18 protein-coding genes are annotated in these 18,536 nt (G+C 30.8%); 13 read left to right on the top strand and 5 right to left on the bottom strand.

Annotated features, from left to right (window positions below):
- Window positions 1-66: 66 nt before the first annotated feature.
- Genes L8W55_RS07135 through lepA form a run of 10 tightly spaced genes read left to right on the top strand, consistent with a single transcriptional unit; the run spans window position 67 to window position 11,630 of the window.
- The gene (locus L8W55_RS07135; protein ID WP_263678011.1) at window positions 67-504 is read left to right on the top strand and encodes a c-type cytochrome; all 438 of its coding nucleotides are present in this window, start codon (window positions 67-69) and stop codon (window positions 502-504) included.
- 16 nt (window positions 505-520) lie between these two features.
- On the top strand, window positions 521-1,633 hold the full coding sequence (locus L8W55_RS07130; protein WP_263678010.1) for an ABC transporter substrate-binding protein: 1,113 nt from the start codon (window positions 521-523) through the stop codon (window positions 1,631-1,633).
- 11 nt (window positions 1,634-1,644) lie between these two features.
- Entirely contained in the window at window positions 1,645-2,760 is a 1,116-nt protein-coding gene (locus L8W55_RS07125; RefSeq protein ID WP_257928015.1) for an ABC transporter substrate-binding protein, read from the top strand.
- A 20-nt stretch (window positions 2,761-2,780) separates the two neighbouring features.
- The gene (locus tag L8W55_RS07120) at window positions 2,781-3,677 is read left to right on the top strand and encodes a branched-chain amino acid ABC transporter permease (protein ID WP_039628648.1); all 897 of its coding nucleotides are present in this window, start codon (window positions 2,781-2,783) and stop codon (window positions 3,675-3,677) included.
- A gap of 1 nt (window position 3,678) precedes the next feature.
- Window positions 3,679-4,710 (top strand): branched-chain amino acid ABC transporter permease, encoded by a 1,032-nt coding sequence (locus L8W55_RS07115; protein WP_263678008.1) that lies wholly within the window; start codon window positions 3,679-3,681, stop codon window positions 4,708-4,710.
- Complete coding sequence (locus tag L8W55_RS07110; protein WP_087700178.1) at window positions 4,707-5,477, top strand: ABC transporter ATP-binding protein; 771 nt, start codon at window positions 4,707-4,709, stop codon at window positions 5,475-5,477. Before L8W55_RS07115 ends, L8W55_RS07110 begins: the two co-directional genes overlap by 4 nt.
- Window positions 5,464-6,159 carry a high-affinity branched-chain amino acid transporter, ATP-binding protein gene (locus L8W55_RS07105; RefSeq protein WP_039618807.1) on the top strand — a complete coding sequence of 232 codons (696 nt, stop codon included), beginning with the start codon at window positions 5,464-5,466 and terminating at the stop codon, window positions 6,157-6,159. Before L8W55_RS07110 ends, L8W55_RS07105 begins: the two co-directional genes overlap by 14 nt.
- Before the next feature lie 3 nt (window positions 6,160-6,162).
- Window positions 6,163-9,393: a c-type cytochrome biogenesis protein CcsB gene (ccsB, locus tag L8W55_RS07100; protein WP_263678005.1), complete on the top strand. Its 3,231-nt coding sequence runs from the start codon at window positions 6,163-6,165 to the stop codon at window positions 9,391-9,393.
- An 11-nt stretch (window positions 9,394-9,404) separates the two neighbouring features.
- Complete coding sequence (locus tag L8W55_RS07095) at window positions 9,405-9,830, top strand: hypothetical protein (RefSeq protein ID WP_263678004.1); 426 nt, start codon at window positions 9,405-9,407, stop codon at window positions 9,828-9,830.
- A gap of 9 nt (window positions 9,831-9,839) precedes the next feature.
- The gene (lepA, locus tag L8W55_RS07090; protein ID WP_039628652.1) at window positions 9,840-11,630 is read left to right on the top strand and encodes a translation elongation factor 4; all 1,791 of its coding nucleotides are present in this window, start codon (window positions 9,840-9,842) and stop codon (window positions 11,628-11,630) included.
- A 29-nt stretch (window positions 11,631-11,659) separates the two neighbouring features.
- Here the strand turns inward: lepA and L8W55_RS07085 are convergent, their stop codons facing one another.
- Window positions 11,660-12,280 carry a hypothetical protein gene (locus L8W55_RS07085; protein WP_039618814.1) on the bottom strand — a complete coding sequence of 207 codons (621 nt, stop codon included), beginning with the start codon at window positions 12,278-12,280 and terminating at the stop codon, window positions 11,660-11,662.
- A 273-nt stretch (window positions 12,281-12,553) separates the two neighbouring features.
- Between L8W55_RS07085 and L8W55_RS07080 the strand changes: the two genes are divergently transcribed.
- Complete coding sequence (locus L8W55_RS07080) at window positions 12,554-13,888, top strand: MATE family efflux transporter (protein ID WP_115645871.1); 1,335 nt, start codon at window positions 12,554-12,556, stop codon at window positions 13,886-13,888.
- Here L8W55_RS07080 and L8W55_RS07075 read toward each other — a convergent pair.
- The 4 genes from L8W55_RS07075 to thiD are packed head-to-tail and all read right to left on the bottom strand — an operon-like array spanning window position 13,869 to window position 16,714.
- Window positions 13,869-14,510, bottom strand: a complete 642-nt coding sequence (locus tag L8W55_RS07075; RefSeq protein ID WP_318529905.1) for a uroporphyrinogen-III synthase — start codon at window positions 14,508-14,510, stop codon at window positions 13,869-13,871. The genes L8W55_RS07080 and L8W55_RS07075 overlap by 20 nt on opposite strands.
- On the bottom strand, window positions 14,507-15,133 hold the full coding sequence (gene thiE, locus L8W55_RS07070) for a thiamine phosphate synthase (RefSeq protein ID WP_039641948.1): 627 nt from the start codon (window positions 15,131-15,133) through the stop codon (window positions 14,507-14,509). Before thiE ends, L8W55_RS07075 begins: the two co-directional genes overlap by 4 nt.
- Window positions 15,120-15,902: a hydroxyethylthiazole kinase gene (thiM, locus tag L8W55_RS07065; RefSeq protein ID WP_263678003.1), complete on the bottom strand. Its 783-nt coding sequence runs from the start codon at window positions 15,900-15,902 to the stop codon at window positions 15,120-15,122. The genes thiE and thiM overlap by 14 nt, the downstream gene beginning before the upstream one ends.
- A 2-nt stretch (window positions 15,903-15,904) precedes the next feature.
- Window positions 15,905-16,714, bottom strand: a complete 810-nt coding sequence (thiD, locus tag L8W55_RS07060) for a bifunctional hydroxymethylpyrimidine kinase/phosphomethylpyrimidine kinase (RefSeq protein ID WP_263678013.1) — start codon at window positions 16,712-16,714, stop codon at window positions 15,905-15,907.
- Between the two features lie 206 nt (window positions 16,715-16,920).
- Between thiD and L8W55_RS07055 the strand changes: the two genes are divergently transcribed.
- Window positions 16,921-17,391, top strand: coding sequence for a low molecular weight protein-tyrosine-phosphatase (locus tag L8W55_RS07055; RefSeq protein WP_263678002.1), 471 nt, complete (start codon window positions 16,921-16,923; stop codon window positions 17,389-17,391).
- A gap of 74 nt (window positions 17,392-17,465) precedes the next feature.
- On the top strand, window positions 17,466-18,536 hold a 1,071-nt coding region (locus L8W55_RS07050), incomplete at its 3' end, for a PDC sensor domain-containing protein (protein WP_263678001.1).

Below are 18,536 nucleotides of genomic sequence, written 5' to 3'. Positions count from 1 at the left end.
GGAGTAAAATTGTTTATTTTTTTTAGATATAATCGAGCTTTATTTATATTTAAAAAAGGCATATTTATGTTACGCTTGTTTATTGTAAGTATTTTATTTGTCAATTCACTATTAGCTTTTAATGTAAAATCTTTATTTACTTATACTTTTAATGATAACATTAGCTATGACTTAGAAAAAGCTAAAGAAATTTATTTTAAAAACAAATGCAATACTTGCCATGGAGAAAATGGAGAAAAAAATTCTTATGGTAAAAGAGCCATTAAAGACTTAAGCCCAGAAGAGATCAAGGGCGCTTTAAAAGACTATGCTAATGGATATTTAAAAAATCAATCAAGCGATAATATCCAAATGAGCTTGTATGCTAAAAAGCTAAGCGGGAGTGATATGGATCACATTATTGCTTATTTGAAAGGACAAAATTTTTCTATAGAGCTTAATCAAAAAGATCTTTTAGAAGAAGAGCCAGCACCAAAAACCAAACACAATACATTTTTAAAATAACAAAAAAGGAGTTTTCATGAAAAAAAATCTACTGCTAGCTAGCTTACTTTGTGCTAGTTCAATTTATGCCGCAGAAGTAAAAATAGGCATTGTTTTACCACTTACTGGTACTTTGGCAGCTTATGGCAATGATGTATATGAGGGCATTAAACTAGCTAATACTTTAAACCCAAATTTAAAAAATGGAGATAGTGTTAAAATCATAGCTATTGACACAAAAGGCGATAAAATAGAAGCAGCAAATGCCGCTACTAGACTTATCTCTCAAGATAAAGTTTTAGGCCTTATAGGCGAAGCTGTTACACCAAATACTATGCAAGTTTTATCTATAGCTGAAGAAAGAAAAATTCCTGCTATAGCTCCAGTTGCATCAGGTGATAAACTTTTAGATAAAAAAAGCTATGCTAGCAGAGTTTGCTTTATGGATAGTTTTCAAGGAGATAAATTTGCTAACTATGCCTATAAAGATTTAAATTTAAAAAGCGTGGTTGTGATAGTTGATCAAAGCAATGTATATTCATTAGGTTTAGCAAGAGCTTTTGAAAAAGAATTTAAACAAAATGGCGGAAAAGTACTTAAAAAACTAACCATTTCTTCAGGCGACAAGGACTTTAAAGCTATTGTTTCACAACTTAAAAGTATCAACCCTGATTTTGTTTATATGCCAATTTATCACCCAGAAGCTGCTTTAATAGCAAGACAAGCAAAAGCAGTTGGCTTTAACAAGCTTTTAAGTGCAGGCGATGGAGTAAATAATAAAACCTTTATTGAGCTTGGTGGTGATGCTGTAAATGGAGTAATCTTTACCGATAGTTTTGATTATAATAATCCTCCGACAACCCTTTCTAAAAAATTTATTGAAGCTTATGAAAAAGATCATGGAACAAAAGAACTTCCAGCATTTTCTGCTATGGGAGCTGATGCGTATTATGTAATGGTAAATGCCATGAATGAATGTGCGAATAATCTTAACGCACAATGCATTAATGAAAAAATTCATTCAACAAATAATTTTGAAGGCGTAGGTGGCGTTATAAGCATAGACGCTAGTGGTAATGCAAGTCGTTCTGTAGTTATAAAAGAAATACAAGAACAAAAACAAGTTTATAAAACTATTATCAATCCTTGAAAGGTTAAACTATGAAAAAAATTAACATAGCTATATTGTCTATCATAGCTAGTAATATCATACAAGCAAAAGAAATTAACATTGGCGTAGTTTTACCTCTAACAGGCTCTACTGCAGCTTATGGACAAAGTGCTTTAGATGGAGTGAAAATTGCAAATTCTATGAAAAACACTTTAAGCAATGGAGATAAAGTAAATTTAGTAGTAGTTGATACAAAAGGCGATAAAATAGAAAGTGCAAATGCTAGTACAAGACTAGTTTCACAAAACAAAGCGTATGCACTAATTGGAGAAATGCTAACAGCTAATACTTTGCAAGTGATAAGAATTGGCGAGGAAAAAAAGATCCCAGTGGTTGCTCCTGCAGCTACTGCTGATAAAATTTTAAATAAAAAATTATACGCTAGCAGAGTTTGTTTTATGGATAGCTTTCAAGGCTCATCTTTAGCTAATTATGTAAAAAATAAGCTAAATTACACCAAAGCTGTGATAATTAGCGATCAAAGTGCGGATTATTCTTTAGGTTTAACTAGAGCCTTTGAAAAAGAATTTAGCAAACAAGGTGGAAAAATTTTAGATAAATTTAGAATTACAGCAGGCGATAAAGACTTCAAAGCTATTCTTTCACAAATTAAAAATTTAAAACCTGATTTTATTTATCTTCCAGTATATTACACCGAGGCTTCTTTGTTTGCACGTCAAGCAAAAGCAATGGGTATAAATATCCCTATGGGTTCAGCAGATGGGGTAGCTGATGAAACCTTTATTAATCTAGCTCAAGAAGCAGCTGAAGGATATTTATTTACCGATAGCTTTGATTATCACAATCCCCCAACGCAGCTTTCAAAAGACTTTATATTAGCTTATGAAAAAGAAAAACAAAGCAAAGAAGTTCCAAATTTCACAGCTATGGGTGCAGATGCGTATTTTGTGATTTTTGAAGCTATGCAAAAATGTATTAATGATTTTAACAGTGAATGTATCAATAACAATATTCACACTACTTCAAAATTTGAAGGTGTTAGTGGAGTAATTAGCATTGATAAAACAGGCAATGCTACGCGTTCAATTGTTATAAAATCAATAGAAAATCAAAAGCAAATTTATAAAGATACGATTTTTCCGTAAATAAAATTTTAAGAGGTTCAATGGATAGTTCTTTAATTTTACAGCAAATTATAAATGGTTTTAGCTTAGGTAGCATGTATGCACTTATTGCTATAGGCTATACAATGGTCTATGGTGTTTTAAGATTGATTAATTTTGCACATGGTGACATCATGATGGTAGGTGCATACTCGGCTTTATTTTGTGTTACAAGTATGAATGTGCCATTTTTAGGAGCTCTTTCTTTGGCTATGTTATTTGCAGCAGCTTTAGGTATTGCTATTGACAGAGTAGCTTATAAACCTTTACGAAAAGCGCCTAGAATTTCTTTACTTATCACAGCTATAGGTATAAGCTTTTTAATACAAAATGTGTTTAATGTCTTATTTGGTTCAACGCCAAAATATTTTCCTGTACCAAGCTATCTTGAAACAGTGATTAATTTTAATAATATCAGCATTAGTATTAATAGTATTTTAGTGCCTATTTTGACATTTTTTATACTATTAGTGGTTTTATTCATACTTTATAAAAGCAAATATGGCATTGCTATTAGAGCTTTAGCTTTTGATATTCATACTGTAAATTTAATGGGAATTGACGCAAATCGTATTATTGCTATTGTGTTTGCATTGGGCTCGGCTTTAGCTGCTATTGGTGGTATTTTTTGGGCTGTTAGTTATCCTTCTGTTGAACCTAGTATGGGAACTCTTATAGGACTTAAGGCATTTGGCGCTGCTGTTTTAGGTGGTATTGGTTCGGTTGCTGGAGCGGTTTTAGGTGGCTTGATTATAGGATTTACAGAAGTTGTTGTAGTTGCTATTTTTCCTGATCTTTCTGGTTTTAAAGATGCTTTTGCGTTTATCTTTTTAGTATTGATTTTGCTTTTTAAACCAACCGGAATTTTAGGTATTAATTTTGAAAAAAGTAGGTTTTAAGATGGTTGCAAGAAAAATTACACATTTAAGTTTTTTTATCATAGCACTTGCTTTTCTTTTTATATCTCCTTATTTTTTCAATGATTATAAAATAGGAATTTTAAGCAATATTGCTATTTTTGTTATCTTAGCAGTAAGCTATAATCTTATCAATGGGGTTACAGGACAATTTTCACTAGAACCAAATGGCTTTGTAGCTATAGGAGCTTATGTTGCAGCTTTAGTTTTACTTACAAGTGAAAGCAAAATCGACCAGTTTTCTTTAGAAGATCCAAGTAGCTTTATTTTAATGATTCATTCACCAAGTTTTATTGTGGCTTTACTTGCTGCTGGGCTTTGTGCTATGCTTTTATCTTTAGTTTTGGCCTTTGCGGTATTTAGAGTTAGAGGGGATTATTTAGCTATTGTAACACTAGGTTTTGGTATTATCATCAAGCTTATGGCGATTAACTTTGCTTCTGTTACAAATGGTTCTTTAGGTTTAAATGACATTCCTAAACATACCACATTATACTGGAGTGGCGGGATTGCTATATTTTCTGTTATTATCATCTTAAATATTGTTAGTTCAAAATTTGGTAGAGCTATGAAAGCCGTAAGAGATGATGAGGATGCAGCATTAGCAATGGGTATAAACACCTTTAATATCAAAACCCTAGCCTTTAGCACTTCAGCATTTTTAGAAGGTGTCGGCGGAGGCTTACTTGCTTGTGCGCTAGCTTCAGTTTCACCTGAGCAATTTGACTTTTTATTTACCTTCCAACTTTTAATCATCATTGTTTTAGGTGGTTTGGGTTCAACTACCGGTGCTATCATCGGAGCTATTTTGGTAATAGGCGGAAGTGAGTATTTAAGATTTTTAGATGAAAGTATGAATATTTTTGGCTATGAAACCCCTGCTATGCCTGGTCTTAGAATGGTTGTATTTTCTGTTATATTAATTTTAGTAATGCTTTTTGCAAGAAGAGGAATAATGGGCGATAAAGAACTAACAGATGTTTTATTTAAGTTTTCTAAAAGGAAGAAGAAATGATTTTAGAACTTAAAGAAATTCATAAAAATTTTGGCGGAGTTAACGCTATAACAAATACTTCTTTTGCTATTAGAGAAAGTGAAATTTTTGGGCTTATAGGTCCAAATGGTGCAGGTAAAACCACTCTATTTAATATTATCACAGGAAATTATAAGCCAAGTAGCGGAGAAGTCTTTTTTCTAGAAAAAAAAATTGATCATTTAAAACCACACAAAATAGTTCATCTAGGTATAGCAAGAACTTTTCAAAACATCAGACTTTTTTCAAGCATGAGTGTTTTAGAAAATGTATTGATTGGTTTTGATAAGAGCATTAAATATAATATTTTTGAAGCTTTTTTGCACCTTGGAAGATTTTCCAAAGCAGAAAAAAATGCAAAAAAAGCAGCTTATGAAATTTTAGAACAGCTCAATATCGCTCATTTGGCTGATGAAAAAGCTACTAGTTTAAGCTATGGTCAGCAAAGAAAAGTTGAAATAGCAAGAGCTTTAGCAACAAATCCTAAGCTTTTATTGCTAGATGAACCTGCAGCAGGGATGAATTCTACAGAAAGCGATGATTTAGCTGAGTTAATTTTTAACATAAGAGATAACAAAAAAATTAGTGTTTTGCTTATAGAGCATGATATGAAATTTGTAAATAAACTTTGTGATAGAGTTATGGTGCTTGATTATGGTAGAACTATTTTTGAGGGAAAACCAAACGATGCGGTACAAAACCCTGAAGTAATTAGTGCGTATTTGGGAGATTTTAATGCTAGTAGTTAAAGATTTACATGTTTATTATGGTTTAATAGAGGCTGTTAAAGGTATTGATTTTACTATAAAAACAGGAAGTATAGTTAGCTTAATAGGCTCAAATGGCGCAGGAAAAACCTCAACACTTAATGCTATGCTAAATTGTGTTAAAAAAACCGGCGAAGTAACCTTTTTAGGCTATGATACTCAAAGACACTTACCGCACACTCTAGTTCAAAAAGGTATCGCCTTAGTACCTGAGGGAAGAAGAGTTTTTATAAATCTTACCATAGAAGAAAATTTAAAAATTGGTGCTTTTAATAATGCAGAAAATTACGAGCATTTAAAAAATCAAATGTATAGACTTTTTCCAAGACTAAAAGATAAAAAAAATGCCCTTGCAGGAACTCTAAGTGGTGGGGAAGCTCAAATGCTAGCTATCTCAAGAGCGCTTATGAGTGAGCCAAAACTTTTAATGCTTGATGAGCCTTCATTAGGTCTTGCTCCAAAAATAGTTGGAGAGGTTTTTGATATTATAGTCAAATTAAAAGAAGAAGGAATTACTATTTTATTAGTAGAACAAAATGCATTTTCAGCTTTAAAAATTAGTGACTATGCTTATGTTTTGGAAAATGGTAAAATTGCTATGCATGCACCTGCAAAAGATCTTATCGGTAATGATGAGATTAGAAAAAAATACCTTGGAGCTTAATTCATGAAAAAACAACTTTTAGCTTTTGGGGATATAAAAATTTCTATTTTTTTATTTTTAATTTTTGCCCTATTTTGCGCCCTAGCTACTTTCATAGAAAGCGCTTACAATACACCAACAGCTTGGGCGATGATCTATGGTTCTTCTTGGTTTGGCTTTATACAACTCATACTAGGGATTAATCTTTTAGCAGCTCTTTTTAAATACAAAATGTTTAATAAGAAAAAAATACCACTTTTAATCTTTCATATCTCATTTTTATTTATATTACTAGGCTCAGCTATGACTAGATATATGGGATTTGAAGGAAATTTACACATTAGAGAAAATGAAAAAAACAACATCATTGAAACTTCAAAAAGTTATATTTACATAGCAACCTTAAAAGATGATAAAGTATATAGTGCTTCAAAATCTGAATATATTGCAACCCTACCTTTTGTAAATGATTTTTCATTTGATTTAATCTTACCTGATGAAAAAGCCCAAATTGCATATGAAAATTTAATCTTAGATGCAAAAGAAATTTATATTGATGATAACAATTCTGCCCCACTTTTATCTTTAATGCTTTCACAAAATAACGAGTCTAAAGAATTACTTTTTCAGGCAGGAGATATTGAAAATATTAACGGCATTAATATAGCATTTTTAAATGACTCTGTTCCAAGTCCTTATATAAAAATCGATAAAGACTTAAAACTTAGTGCTGATTTTGATTTAAAATACATGTCAATGAGCGATGGAAAAGAAAATATTTTAAAAGCAAATCAAAAAGCACAAGCTAAAGATTTAAGATTGTATTCTTTTAATGATATTAATTTAGTGGTTAAATTTGCTTCCTTGCATGGTAAAAAAACTTTAGAAGGTATCAATCAAGCTCAAGATGAAAGTTTTTTTACTTGGTTTAAAAACAGTTGGATAGAGCTAGGACGTAATGCTTTGATTTCTTTATTTGGCGAGGCAAAATACTGGAATAATTCTTTATTAAATAATTTCAAAGACTTTGCACAAAGTACTAAATATATGCCAACTCAACTTTCGGATAGTGCCATTAATGCTTTAAAATTAAAACTAAGCTACAAAGGAGAAACTAAAGAAGTTTTCCTAGTAGAATACAATTCGCCTATCCGTATTGATGTAGCAGGCCAACCTTTCTTTTTAAGATGGGGCCCTAAAGGAATAGAAATGCCATTTGAAATGTACCTAAAAGACTTTGAATTAGAACGCTATCCTGGCTCGATGTCGCCTATGTCTTATGCAAGTTATGTAGAAATTGACAATGCTGATAAGAAACTAGAATATAAAATTTTCATGAATAATGTTTTAGATTATCAAGGTTATAGATTTTACCAAAGCTCATATGATCAAGATGAGCTTGGCACCATACTTTCAGTTAATAAAGATCCAGGTAAAATTCCTACATACATAGGATATTTTTTACTCACACTAGGAATGTTTTTAAATATTTTAAATCCTTATTCAAGATTTAGAACCTTAGCTAAATTAATCAATCAAGACACCTTAAAAAAAACAAGTGCTATTTTGGCTTTTATATTAGTTTTATTTGCAGGCCAAAATACTTACGCAAATGAACCTATCAAGGTAGATGAGGCACATGCTAAAGAACTTGCTTCTTTAGTAGTGCAAAAACCTGATGGTAGAATGGTGCCTTTTAATACTTTAGCCATGGAAGTTTTAGAAAAAATATACAAAAACACAACCTTTCAAGGACAAAGCGCTGAAGCAACAATTATATCGATGATTTTTGATGGTAGTGCATGGTATGATAAAGACATCATTTTCATGCCAAAAAGTCGTTTGGTTAATGAAGAAATTTCTAAAATTTTAGAAATTGAGCCTAGAGCCTATACTAGTTTTAAAGATTTTTTCACTACAGATTCATATAAACTACAAAAATATGTAGAAAATGCTAATAGAAAAAATCCAAACCGCAGAAGTGTTTTTGATAAAGAAATCATCAAACTTGATGAAAGGGTTAATATTGTAAATTTAATTTTCTCAGGTGATATTTTTAGATTTATTCCTTTGCAAAATAGCACCAATAATCAATGGGTAGCACCACGCGAAGCTTATATAGGTTTAAAAGGCGCAGAAGGCGCAGAAGTTAAAAGTATTTTAGAAAATTATTTCAATGCAGTTAGTAACTCCATTGCACACAATAACTGGGATGAAGCAACTAAAAACTTAAATACTATCAAAAACTATCAAGAAAAATATGGCCATGAAGTTATGCCAAGTGCTAAAAAAATTAGCACAGAAATCTTTTTTAATAAAAGTCAAATTTTTGTAAATCTTGCTCCGCTTTATTTATGTGCTGGATTTTTGCTTTTAATTATAGTTTTTGTTAAAATGCTGCTGCCAAAAATTCGCATTGATTTTATTTTTAAATGTGTTTATGTATTTAACATTGTGGCATTTTTCATCCATACTTTAGGTTTGGCTTTGCGCTGGTATATAGCAGGTCGCGCTCCATGGAGTAATGCCTATGAGAGTATGGTTTATATAGCTTGGGCTTTATCATTATCTGGAATTTTCTTTTCTAGAAAAAGTCCTATTGCACTTTCTTTAACTTCTATTTTAGCAGGGGTTACTTTAGGTGTAGCTCATCTTAGCCAAATGGATCCACAAATTACCAACTTAGTTCCAGTGTTGCAATCATACTGGCTTACTATACATGTTTCAGTTATTACTGCTAGCTATGGATTTTTAGGACTATGTGCATTATTGGGTATATTTGTACTTGTTTTATTATGTATGCTAAAAATCAATGGTAAGCATAATGAAAATATTTTAAGAAACATTACAGAAGCTACAAGAATTAATGAAATGGCTATGATTTTAGGACTTTGCTTACTTACAGTTGGAAATTTCTTAGGCGCTATATGGGCAAATGAAAGCTGGGGAAGATATTGGAGCTGGGATTCTAAGGAAACCTGGGCTTTAATTAGTATTTTAGTTTACGCAGCTATTTTACACATTAGAATGGTGCCAAAATGGGCAAATCAATATACTTTTGCAGTTTGCTCTATGTTTGCATACTGGGTAATTATCATGACTTATTTTGGAGTAAATTACTTTTTAACTGGCATGCACTCTTACGCAGCAGGAGATTCAGTAAAAATTCCTGATTATGTATATTGGGGCTTTTTATTTATGGTTGCACTCAGCATAGCAAGTTATTTCAAAAGATCCTATGCAAGAAAATTATAGAAAGGCTTTAAATGAATAATTCTCTTTTTATATTTTTAATTGTAGCTTTAGTTGTTGTTATTATACTTGGTGTTCTTTTGGTATTATTTTTTACCCATAAAGATAAACAACCCAACAAATCTAATGCAACCAAAGTTCCAAAAATAAGCAATATAGAAGACTTTATTTCCAAAGCCAATGGAGCAAAAAATTCTCAAGAAATTCAGGCTTTAATCTTGCAATTTTTAAATTCACAAAAATTTGGTTCCAATCCAAAAGATAGTGCCACTAAAAGAAAACTTGATTTTATTAGTGCAATTTCAGCTAATGCTAATGCCACTCCTAAAAATATTTCATTTTTAAATAATGAACTAAAAAAGCGTTATAAGGCCTTAAAAAAGGAAATAGATGCTTATGAGCAAATAGGTCTAGCAAAAAGAAAAATGAGACAATCTTAAGGGTTTTGAATGAAAAATATTAGAAATTTCTCTATCATAGCTCATATTGACCATGGAAAAAGTACACTAGCTGATAGAATTATTAGTGAATGTGGTGCAATTAGCGATAGACAAATGAGCGCTCAAGTAATGGATACTATGGATATAGAAAAAGAACGCGGTATAACCATAAAAGCTCAATCTGTACGTTTAAATTATAAATTCAATAATGAAGAATATGTATTAAATTTGATAGATACTCCAGGCCATGTTGATTTTTCTTATGAAGTAAGTCGCTCTTTAGCAAGTTGCGAAGGAGCTTTGCTTGTTGTTGATGCTTCACAAGGAGTAGAAGCTCAAACTATAGCTAATGTTTACATAGCCTTAGAAAATGATCTTGAAATCATACCAGTGATTAATAAAATCGATCTTCCTTCGGCTGACATAGAAAAAGTTAAACACGAAATAGAGCATATTATAGGCATTGATTGTTCTAATGCAATTTGTGTTAGTGCAAAAACAGGTGTAGGTATAAAAGAACTCATAGAAACCATTATTACAAAAATTCCTGCGCCAAAAACCGATGATGAAGCACCCACCAAAGCTTTAATCTATGATTCTTGGTTTGATAATTATCTTGGAGCTTTGGCTTTGGTTAGAATTTATGAGGGAAATATAGCTAAAAATGATGAAGTTTTAGTTATGAGTACAGATAAAAAACATCTTGTGCAAGATCTTTTTTACCCTCACCCATTAAGCCCTATAAAAACCAAAAAATTAGAATCAGGTGAAGTAGGTGTTATCGTGCTTGGACTTAAAAATGTTGCTGATGTTCAAGTGGGCGATACTATAACGCTTACCAAAAACAAAGCAAAAGAAGCCATTGGTGGTTTTGAAAAAGCTAAAGCTTTTGTTTTTGCAGGGTTATACCCTATAGAAACGGATAAATTTGAAGATTTAAGAGATGCTTTAGATAAATTAAAACTCAATGATAGCTCTATTACCTATGAACCTGAAACATCGCTAGCTTTAGGGTTTGGTTTTAGGGTTGGTTTTTTAGGTCTTTTGCATATGGAGGTTATTAAAGAAAGACTTGAGCGTGAGTTTAACCTTGATTTGATTGCTACTGCTCCAACTGTTACTTATGAAATTTATCAAACTGATGGAGAAGTTTTAAAAATTCAAAATCCAAGTGAACTACCTCCGGTAAATAAAATTGATCACATAAAAGAACCTTATGTAAAAGCAACTATCATAACTCCAAGTGAATATTTAGGAAATTTAATCACTCTTTTAAATCGCAAACGCGGTATGCAAGTTAAGATGGATTATATTACCCCTGAGCGTGTTTTACTTGAGTATGATATACCTTTAAATGAAATCGTTATGGACTTTTACGATAAACTCAAATCACTCACTAAAGGCTATGCTAGTTTTGATTATGAGCCTATTGAATTTAGAGTGGGTGATCTTGTAAAACTTGATATTAAAGTAGCTGGTGAAAATGTTGATGCACTAAGCATCATAGTACCAAATGAAAAGGCACTAAGCAAGGGTAGAGAATTAGTAAAAGCGATGAAAGAAATCGTCCCAAGGCAGCTTTTTGAAGTTGCTATCCAAGCAAGTATAGGAAATAAAATCATCGCAAGAGAAAATGTAAAATCTATGGGTAAAAATGTAACCGCAAAATGCTATGGCGGGGATATTACTAGAAAAAGAAAACTTCTTGAAAAACAAAAAGAAGGTAAAAAAAGAATGAAAGCTATCGGTAAAGTACATTTACCTCAAGAAGCATTTTTAAGTGTTTTAAAAATAGACTAAATCCCTAGCTTAGAACTAGGGATATAAATTTATGCATTGATATCTAAAGAATTTCCACCCATTTCATTGATTTTTTGAGTTACTTTTTCAATAGCCTTATCAATTGTTTCATAGCTGATATCAGGAAGTTTGCCACCCCACATTTTTTCCGCTTGCGCAAATCCTGCCTTTAGACCTTCTAAACCCTTTTGAAGTTTTTCCATATCATCACCAGCCCCATTAATAACAAAATCAGCCAATCTTTGAGATGTTTTTGCTACACCAAAATATCCATCTTCCCCAATAAGCTCTTTTGCTTCATCAGCATTTAAACTAAGTATATCTTTGCCTTCATATCCTATAGCTTTAAAATCTACATTTGATAAAATAGCTGTTAAAGAATCCTTAGATTGAGCTCCTTGAAAAATCCCAACTTGAGCCAAACCATTAGAGGAACTCATACTAAATGCTTGTTGCATAAAACTCATAGCATAAAGTTCTGTTATGCCTTTTCCACCTATGCTAGCAAGCTTATTAAGCTTATCCTCATCAATATCTTTTGTGCTATTAGCACTTTTAGTATTGACATCTTCAAGTTTTGTATTCAAATTAGCCTTCCTATTGCCAACTTGCGACTCCACTGCCACACGTGAATACGAATTTATTTGCATCCTTGCTCCTTTTTTGTGGGTTTATAAAAATCGGATAAAAAGAAATAAAATGAATATTAAGCCAAAAATAAAGACTTTTGCAATATAATATTTGTATTATATTAATATAGGATTTTTAAAATTTAGGTGATTTATGTTTTTCAAAGATTATTTTATTGAAATTTCAGATCCATATTTTAAAGATACTATAGAAGGCATAGAATCTCTCTATTAGCTTTATTTTATTCGTAAATTATCAAACAGAACGCAAAATAAACACTAATAAGGAAAACTATGTCATTACACAATTTTTATACTAATACAAACGCTACTATATTGTTTTACAAATGCGCCCTACCTAACATGGCAAGTGCTGCATTTATATATCTTTATGTTATCATTGATGGGGTTTTTGTTGGAAGATACTTAGGAGCAGATGCTCTTGCTGCTATGAATTTAGTAATGCCCTTTATCATGATAAGCTTTGCCTTAGCAGATATGATAGCCATAGGTTCATCAGTGCAAATCGCAATCAACCTAGGCAAAGGAAAAATCGAAAAAGCAAGAGCTATTTTTTCTTTTTGCATCGTTCTTATTTTTGTAATTTCTTGCATAATGGGAATATTAGGATTTTTCCTAGCAAAACCTTTAAGTGCTTTTATGGGTGCTGATGAAAACATACAAAATTTATCCACTGAATATATGCAAATTTTTGCTCTTTTTGCACCTTTTACTATGTTAGCTTTTGCTATGGATAATTATTTAAGAATATGCGGTAAAACATTTTATAGTATGGTAGTTAATATCACAGTAGCTTTAAGCAATATAATATTAGATTGGCTTTTTATAGTTATTCTTGAGTGGAGCTTATTTTCAGCTGCTCTAGCAACCTGTCTAGGAATGCTTTTGGGTACTATTTTAGGTTTTATACCTTTTGTTTTTAAAAATTTAATTCTAAAATTTAAAAAACCTATAATTAGTTTAAAAATACTCAAGAATATCATCTATAATGGCTCATCTGAATTTTTTTCAAATATATCAAGCTCTATTTATACTATACTAGCTAATGCTATATTATTAAAAATAGCAGGAAATCAAGCACTTGCTGCATTTTCCATTATACTTTATTTAAGTACTTTTACCTTTGCTTTAATCTTATCAATGTGTGAAGCTATGCAACCTGCTATAAGTTACAACTATGGATATAAAAACATATTAAGAATTCAAGCTATTTTTAAAAGAATGTTTATAGCATCTGGTGTATTTGGAATATTTGTATTTTTACTTGCATTTTTTTTCAATGAAATTATAGTTTCACTCTTTAATAAAAATAATGATATTAGTTTTGCAAATCTAGCGCAAAATGCACTTGTATTGTTTTCTTTTTCTTTTTTATTAAGCTGGCTTGGAAAACTTTGCGCATCTTTTTTTACCGCTTTAGATAAACCTATGCTTTCTTTAGCCATATCCATCATACAAAGTTTAGTATTACCTTTTATCTTTATACAGGTATTATCATATTATCTTAGCTTAAATGGAGTTTGGCTTGCTTCTTTTGCAAGCGAGGTTCTTATGGTGTTTATTGCTTCTTATTTACTATATAAAACTTTTAAAGATCTAAACTCTTAGCTAATTTCAAACAAGAGTTTAGATCTTGCTCTTTGCATATATGCAAATTTTTAAAATTATGAAGTTTTAAAGCTGTACTTTGACCTATAACTACAACTTTATCTTCTTTTTCTAATGTAAAAAATTTCAAAAATTGTTCTATGCTTGAAGGAGCGCTAAAGATAAAAACGCTAGGGTGATGTATTTTTAACTCATCTTTTTTAGGCTCTATGGCTATATTTTCATAAACGATTAATTGCTTTAAAAGGATATTTTCTTTTAACAAATACCCATCAAGTCCTGAACTAATTTTCTTCGCTCTTAAATAAAGACAATTTTTATTTTTAAACTCAGATAAAAACTCACTAGCTAAATTTTTACCATAAGCCTTGCTAGGATATTTGACATTTTTAAAACCAAGTTCTTTTGCAAAATCTGCACTTTTTTGCCCAACGGCATAAAGTTTAATATCAAAATCAATTTTGCTTTTACTTGACATTAATGCTTTGAGTGCATTCTTGGAGCTAATGATCAAACAATCAAATTCCTTTAAATTAACTTCAAAATCAAGAAATTTAATTTCATTTAATCTTATAGTCTTAACGCCATCAAATTCTTTATCCCCTATAAAATAAATCATTATTTTCCTATAAAAGTTTTATCAAAATTTGATCTTAAATTTAAAGTTGCCATATAAGGATCATTTGCTTGCATTATTGCTCTAACGACAGCTACACCTTGTATATTACAATCTTTAAGTAAATTTAAATTAGCCTCATCTATCCCACCTATAGCTACAATAGGTAAAGAACTTAAACTAGTAATTTCTTTTAATCCATCTATACCAAGCACAATACAATCTTGCTTGCTAGGTGTAGCAAAAACAGCCCCTACTCCAAGATAAGTAGCGCTTTGAGTATTAGCAAGTTCACTTTTATGATTGATCGTAAGTCCTATGATTTTATCTTCACCTAAAAGTTCTCTTGCTTTTTTTAAAGGCATATCCTTTTGTCCTATATGCACTCCATTTGCATTCACAGCCATGGCTATATCGATTCTATCATTTATCACAAAAGGTGTATTGTATTTTTCACACAAAGCTTTAACTTTTAAAGCAAGATTATAAAATTCTAAAGTACTAAGATTTTTTTCCCTAAGTTGCAAAATATCAATCTTAGCTTTCAAAGAAGCTTCTAAAATATTTAAAAACTCACTTTCACTTTTCTCACCCTTGCTTGCAACAAGATAAATTTTAAATGATTTCATATCTAGCTCTTTTTTTAATTTCTTCATCATCTAAATTACTTAAAGCATCGATTAAATTCACTCTAAAACTACCACTTCCACTAGAAAGATCTTGAGCAATTTCACTAGCTACACCAAAACTAAGCAAAGCATATAAACTAGCTTGAAATTTATCTTCTAATGCTCCTGCAAAAACTCCACACAAAGAAGCACACATACAACCTGCTCCAGTTATTTTAGTAGCCATAATAGAGCCATTATAAACTTTTGCAATGTGCTCTTGATTTATAATATAATCAATTTTTCCAGTTATAGCCAAAACACGCTTAGTTTTATATGAGTATTCTCTAGCTTTTTCTAAAAACTCATCATTAATCACAAAAGTACTATCAACCCCTCTTGCTTTACCATCTAAACCTATAACACTAGCCATTTCAGACGCATTTGCTTTAACAATACTAATACCTTTTAGATTAAGCAATTCAAAATTAATCCCATCTCTTGCCTTACTCACACCCAAAGCAACAGGATCAAAAACTATAGGTTTATTTAATAAAGCATATTCTTTGGTTGCTTTTAACATAGAATTTGCTACAAGCTGATTAATTGTACCTGTATTTAATACTAAGGCTGAGCTTATTTTAGCAAAATCAGTTTGTTCTTCATAAAAATCAGCCATAGCAGCACTTGCTCCTACTGCTATAGTTACATTCGCGCAATCATTGGCTGTAACATAATTAGTAATATGATGGATCAAAGGATTTTTTTCTCTTACTGCTTTGATAATCATTTTTACTCCTTATCAAATTGGAAAAAGTGATTAGTTGGACCACAACCTTTTCCAAGTGCTAAAGAATTTAAAATAGCTCCATACACATAATCTTTAGCAAGCTTTATAGCTTCATGTTTTTCTTTACCTAAGGCAAGATTACTAGCTATAGCTGAACTTAATGTACAACCTGTGCCATGTGTGTTTTTTGTATTAATTTTTTCTGCTTTAAAAATACTAAATTCCTTTCCATCATAAAAAACATCATTAGTATTATTTTTACTATGCCCACCTTTAATCAAAACACTTTTTGCACCTTCTTTGTGAAGCTTTATAGTGGCTTTTTTCATATCCTCTTCATTAAGTATTTTAAAATCACACAAAAACTCAGCCTCAGGTATATTTGGTGTAAGTACATCAGCTAAAGATAAAATTTCATCTTTAAAAAACTGACAATTTTCTAAAGGCATTAAAGCATAGCCATTTTTTGCAAACATCACAGGATCTATCACTACATTTTTGGCTTTAAAGCGTAATAAATTTTCTTTTACACAAGTTATAATTTCTTTTGAACCTAGCATTCCAATTTTCACAGCCATTGGTTCTATATCTTCATAAACTGCTAACATCTGCTCATCTATTATCTTAGTAGGTATATCAAAGCAAGAAATTACCCTTGCAGTATTTTCAGCCACAACACTTAAAACTACACTCATACCAAATAAATTATGCGCACTAAAAGTTTTTAAATCAGCTTGTATGCCAGCCCCACCGCTACAATCACTCCCAGCTATAGTTAAGATAGGAATTTTAGTTTTTGTTTTTGCTTGTATCATTTTTATCCTTTTTTATAAAAAAGGAAAGTTTTTGCAAGAATTCAAAGTTTGCATTACCAAACTTCTCAAGGGTCGAAGTCTAACTTCCTCTCAGCAAAAGCTCCCCATTAATGAAAAATTATATCTTAGTTTTAATTAATCTTTAAAAATATTTTAAAATATTGCTATAATTTTGAAAAAATTACACAATTTTTGAGGTAAAAATGACTAAGATTATTTTTGTTTGCTTAGGGAATATCTGTCGTTCCCCTATGGCTGAATTTATTATGAAAGATCTTTTAATAAAAGCAAAATCAAATGATAAATTTACTGTTTCTAGTGCAGGTACTTCAGGTTATCATGATGGAGAAGATATGCACTTTAAAACCAAAGCCATGTTAAATAGTAAAAATATCAACTCTAAGCCATTTTGCAGTCAAAAGTTGAGCTTAAAAATGTGTGAAGAAAATGATCTTATTATCGTTATGGATAATTCTAATTATAATGACGTGGTTAAAAATTTTCCAAATTTTAAACACAAAATTCACAAAATCACTTCTTATGCTTTAGAATTAGGATATGATGAAGTGCCTGATCCTTGGTATAGCGGAGATTTTGATGAAACTTACACTATACTTTCAAAAGCATGTTCTAATCTTTTAAATTCTCTTTATAAAAATTTATCATTTAAATAATATTTGGTTCTTTTTTAATTTTTAGTGCTATAATAAACTCATTTAAATCTTACTATAACAAAAGGAGTTTATTAATGAAAAGTATCAAACTAAAAATTTCATTAATTGCAAACATTATAGCCATCGTATGTCTTATAGTACTTGGCATAATTAGCTTTATTTTTACAAAAAAAGCTTTAAATTATGAAGTGGTTAAAGCTGAAACTAATTATGTAAGAGCCGCTGAAAAATCAATGAGAGATTTTAAAAATCTCAATACTCACTCTTTGGAAAAACTTTCTCAAGCTATTTTAAAACTTCCATATAGTGAATTAAATACCCAAGAAAAACTTACGGAAAATACAGGTAATTTACTTAAAGCCGTTAGAGATATGAACAATTATTTAGCTGTTTACATAGCTCAACCTAATGGAGAATTGATAGTTAGTGATCCAGATAGTGATAGCAAAGGTTTGGATTATGGAATTTATGGAAAAGCAGATAACTATGATGCAACAACGAGAGAATTTTATATAGAAGCTAGAAAGAAAAATGGTCTATATATCACAGCCTCATATATTGACGCAACAACAGGATTGCCGTGTTTTACCTATGCTATGCCTTTAGTTAAAGATGGCAAATTTATAGGTATATTAGCCATTGATGTTTTAGTAAAAGACTTACAAACTGAATTTAGTGAATTACCGGGAAGAACTTTTGTATTTGATCATGCTTATACCGTATTTGCATCAACTGATAAAACATTGGTTAGTGGAGAGCAAAATCCAGATATTATTACAGTAGCTAAAGCTTACGAAAAAGCTGGTGATTATAATATCTTTAACTATATTACTCAAAATGGTCAAAATAGATTTGGTATTTGTGTCAAAATTGATGGTTATACAACATGCGCAGGAGAAAACATAGAAGTTATTGAAGCCCCTGCTTTAAAAATTGCTTATATTCAAACCACTATAGTTATTTTTACAAGTATTGCTAGTATTATTTTACTTTACTTTATTATTTCTTATTATCTATCACCTTTACAAGCTATACAAAGCGGCCTCAACTCTTTCTTTGATTTTATCAATCATAAAACTAAAGATTCAGCTATGATAGATGTTAAAAGCAATGATGAGCTTGGTGCTATTGCCAAAGCCATCAAC

This window comes from Campylobacter sp. FU_520 (genome assembly GCF_025772385.1).
Lineage (GTDB): Bacteria > Campylobacterota > Campylobacteria > Campylobacterales > Campylobacteraceae > Campylobacter_D > Campylobacter_D lari_C.
Note: the sequence above shows the minus strand (reverse complement) of the source record. Positions and strands in the feature narration are given on the sequence as shown.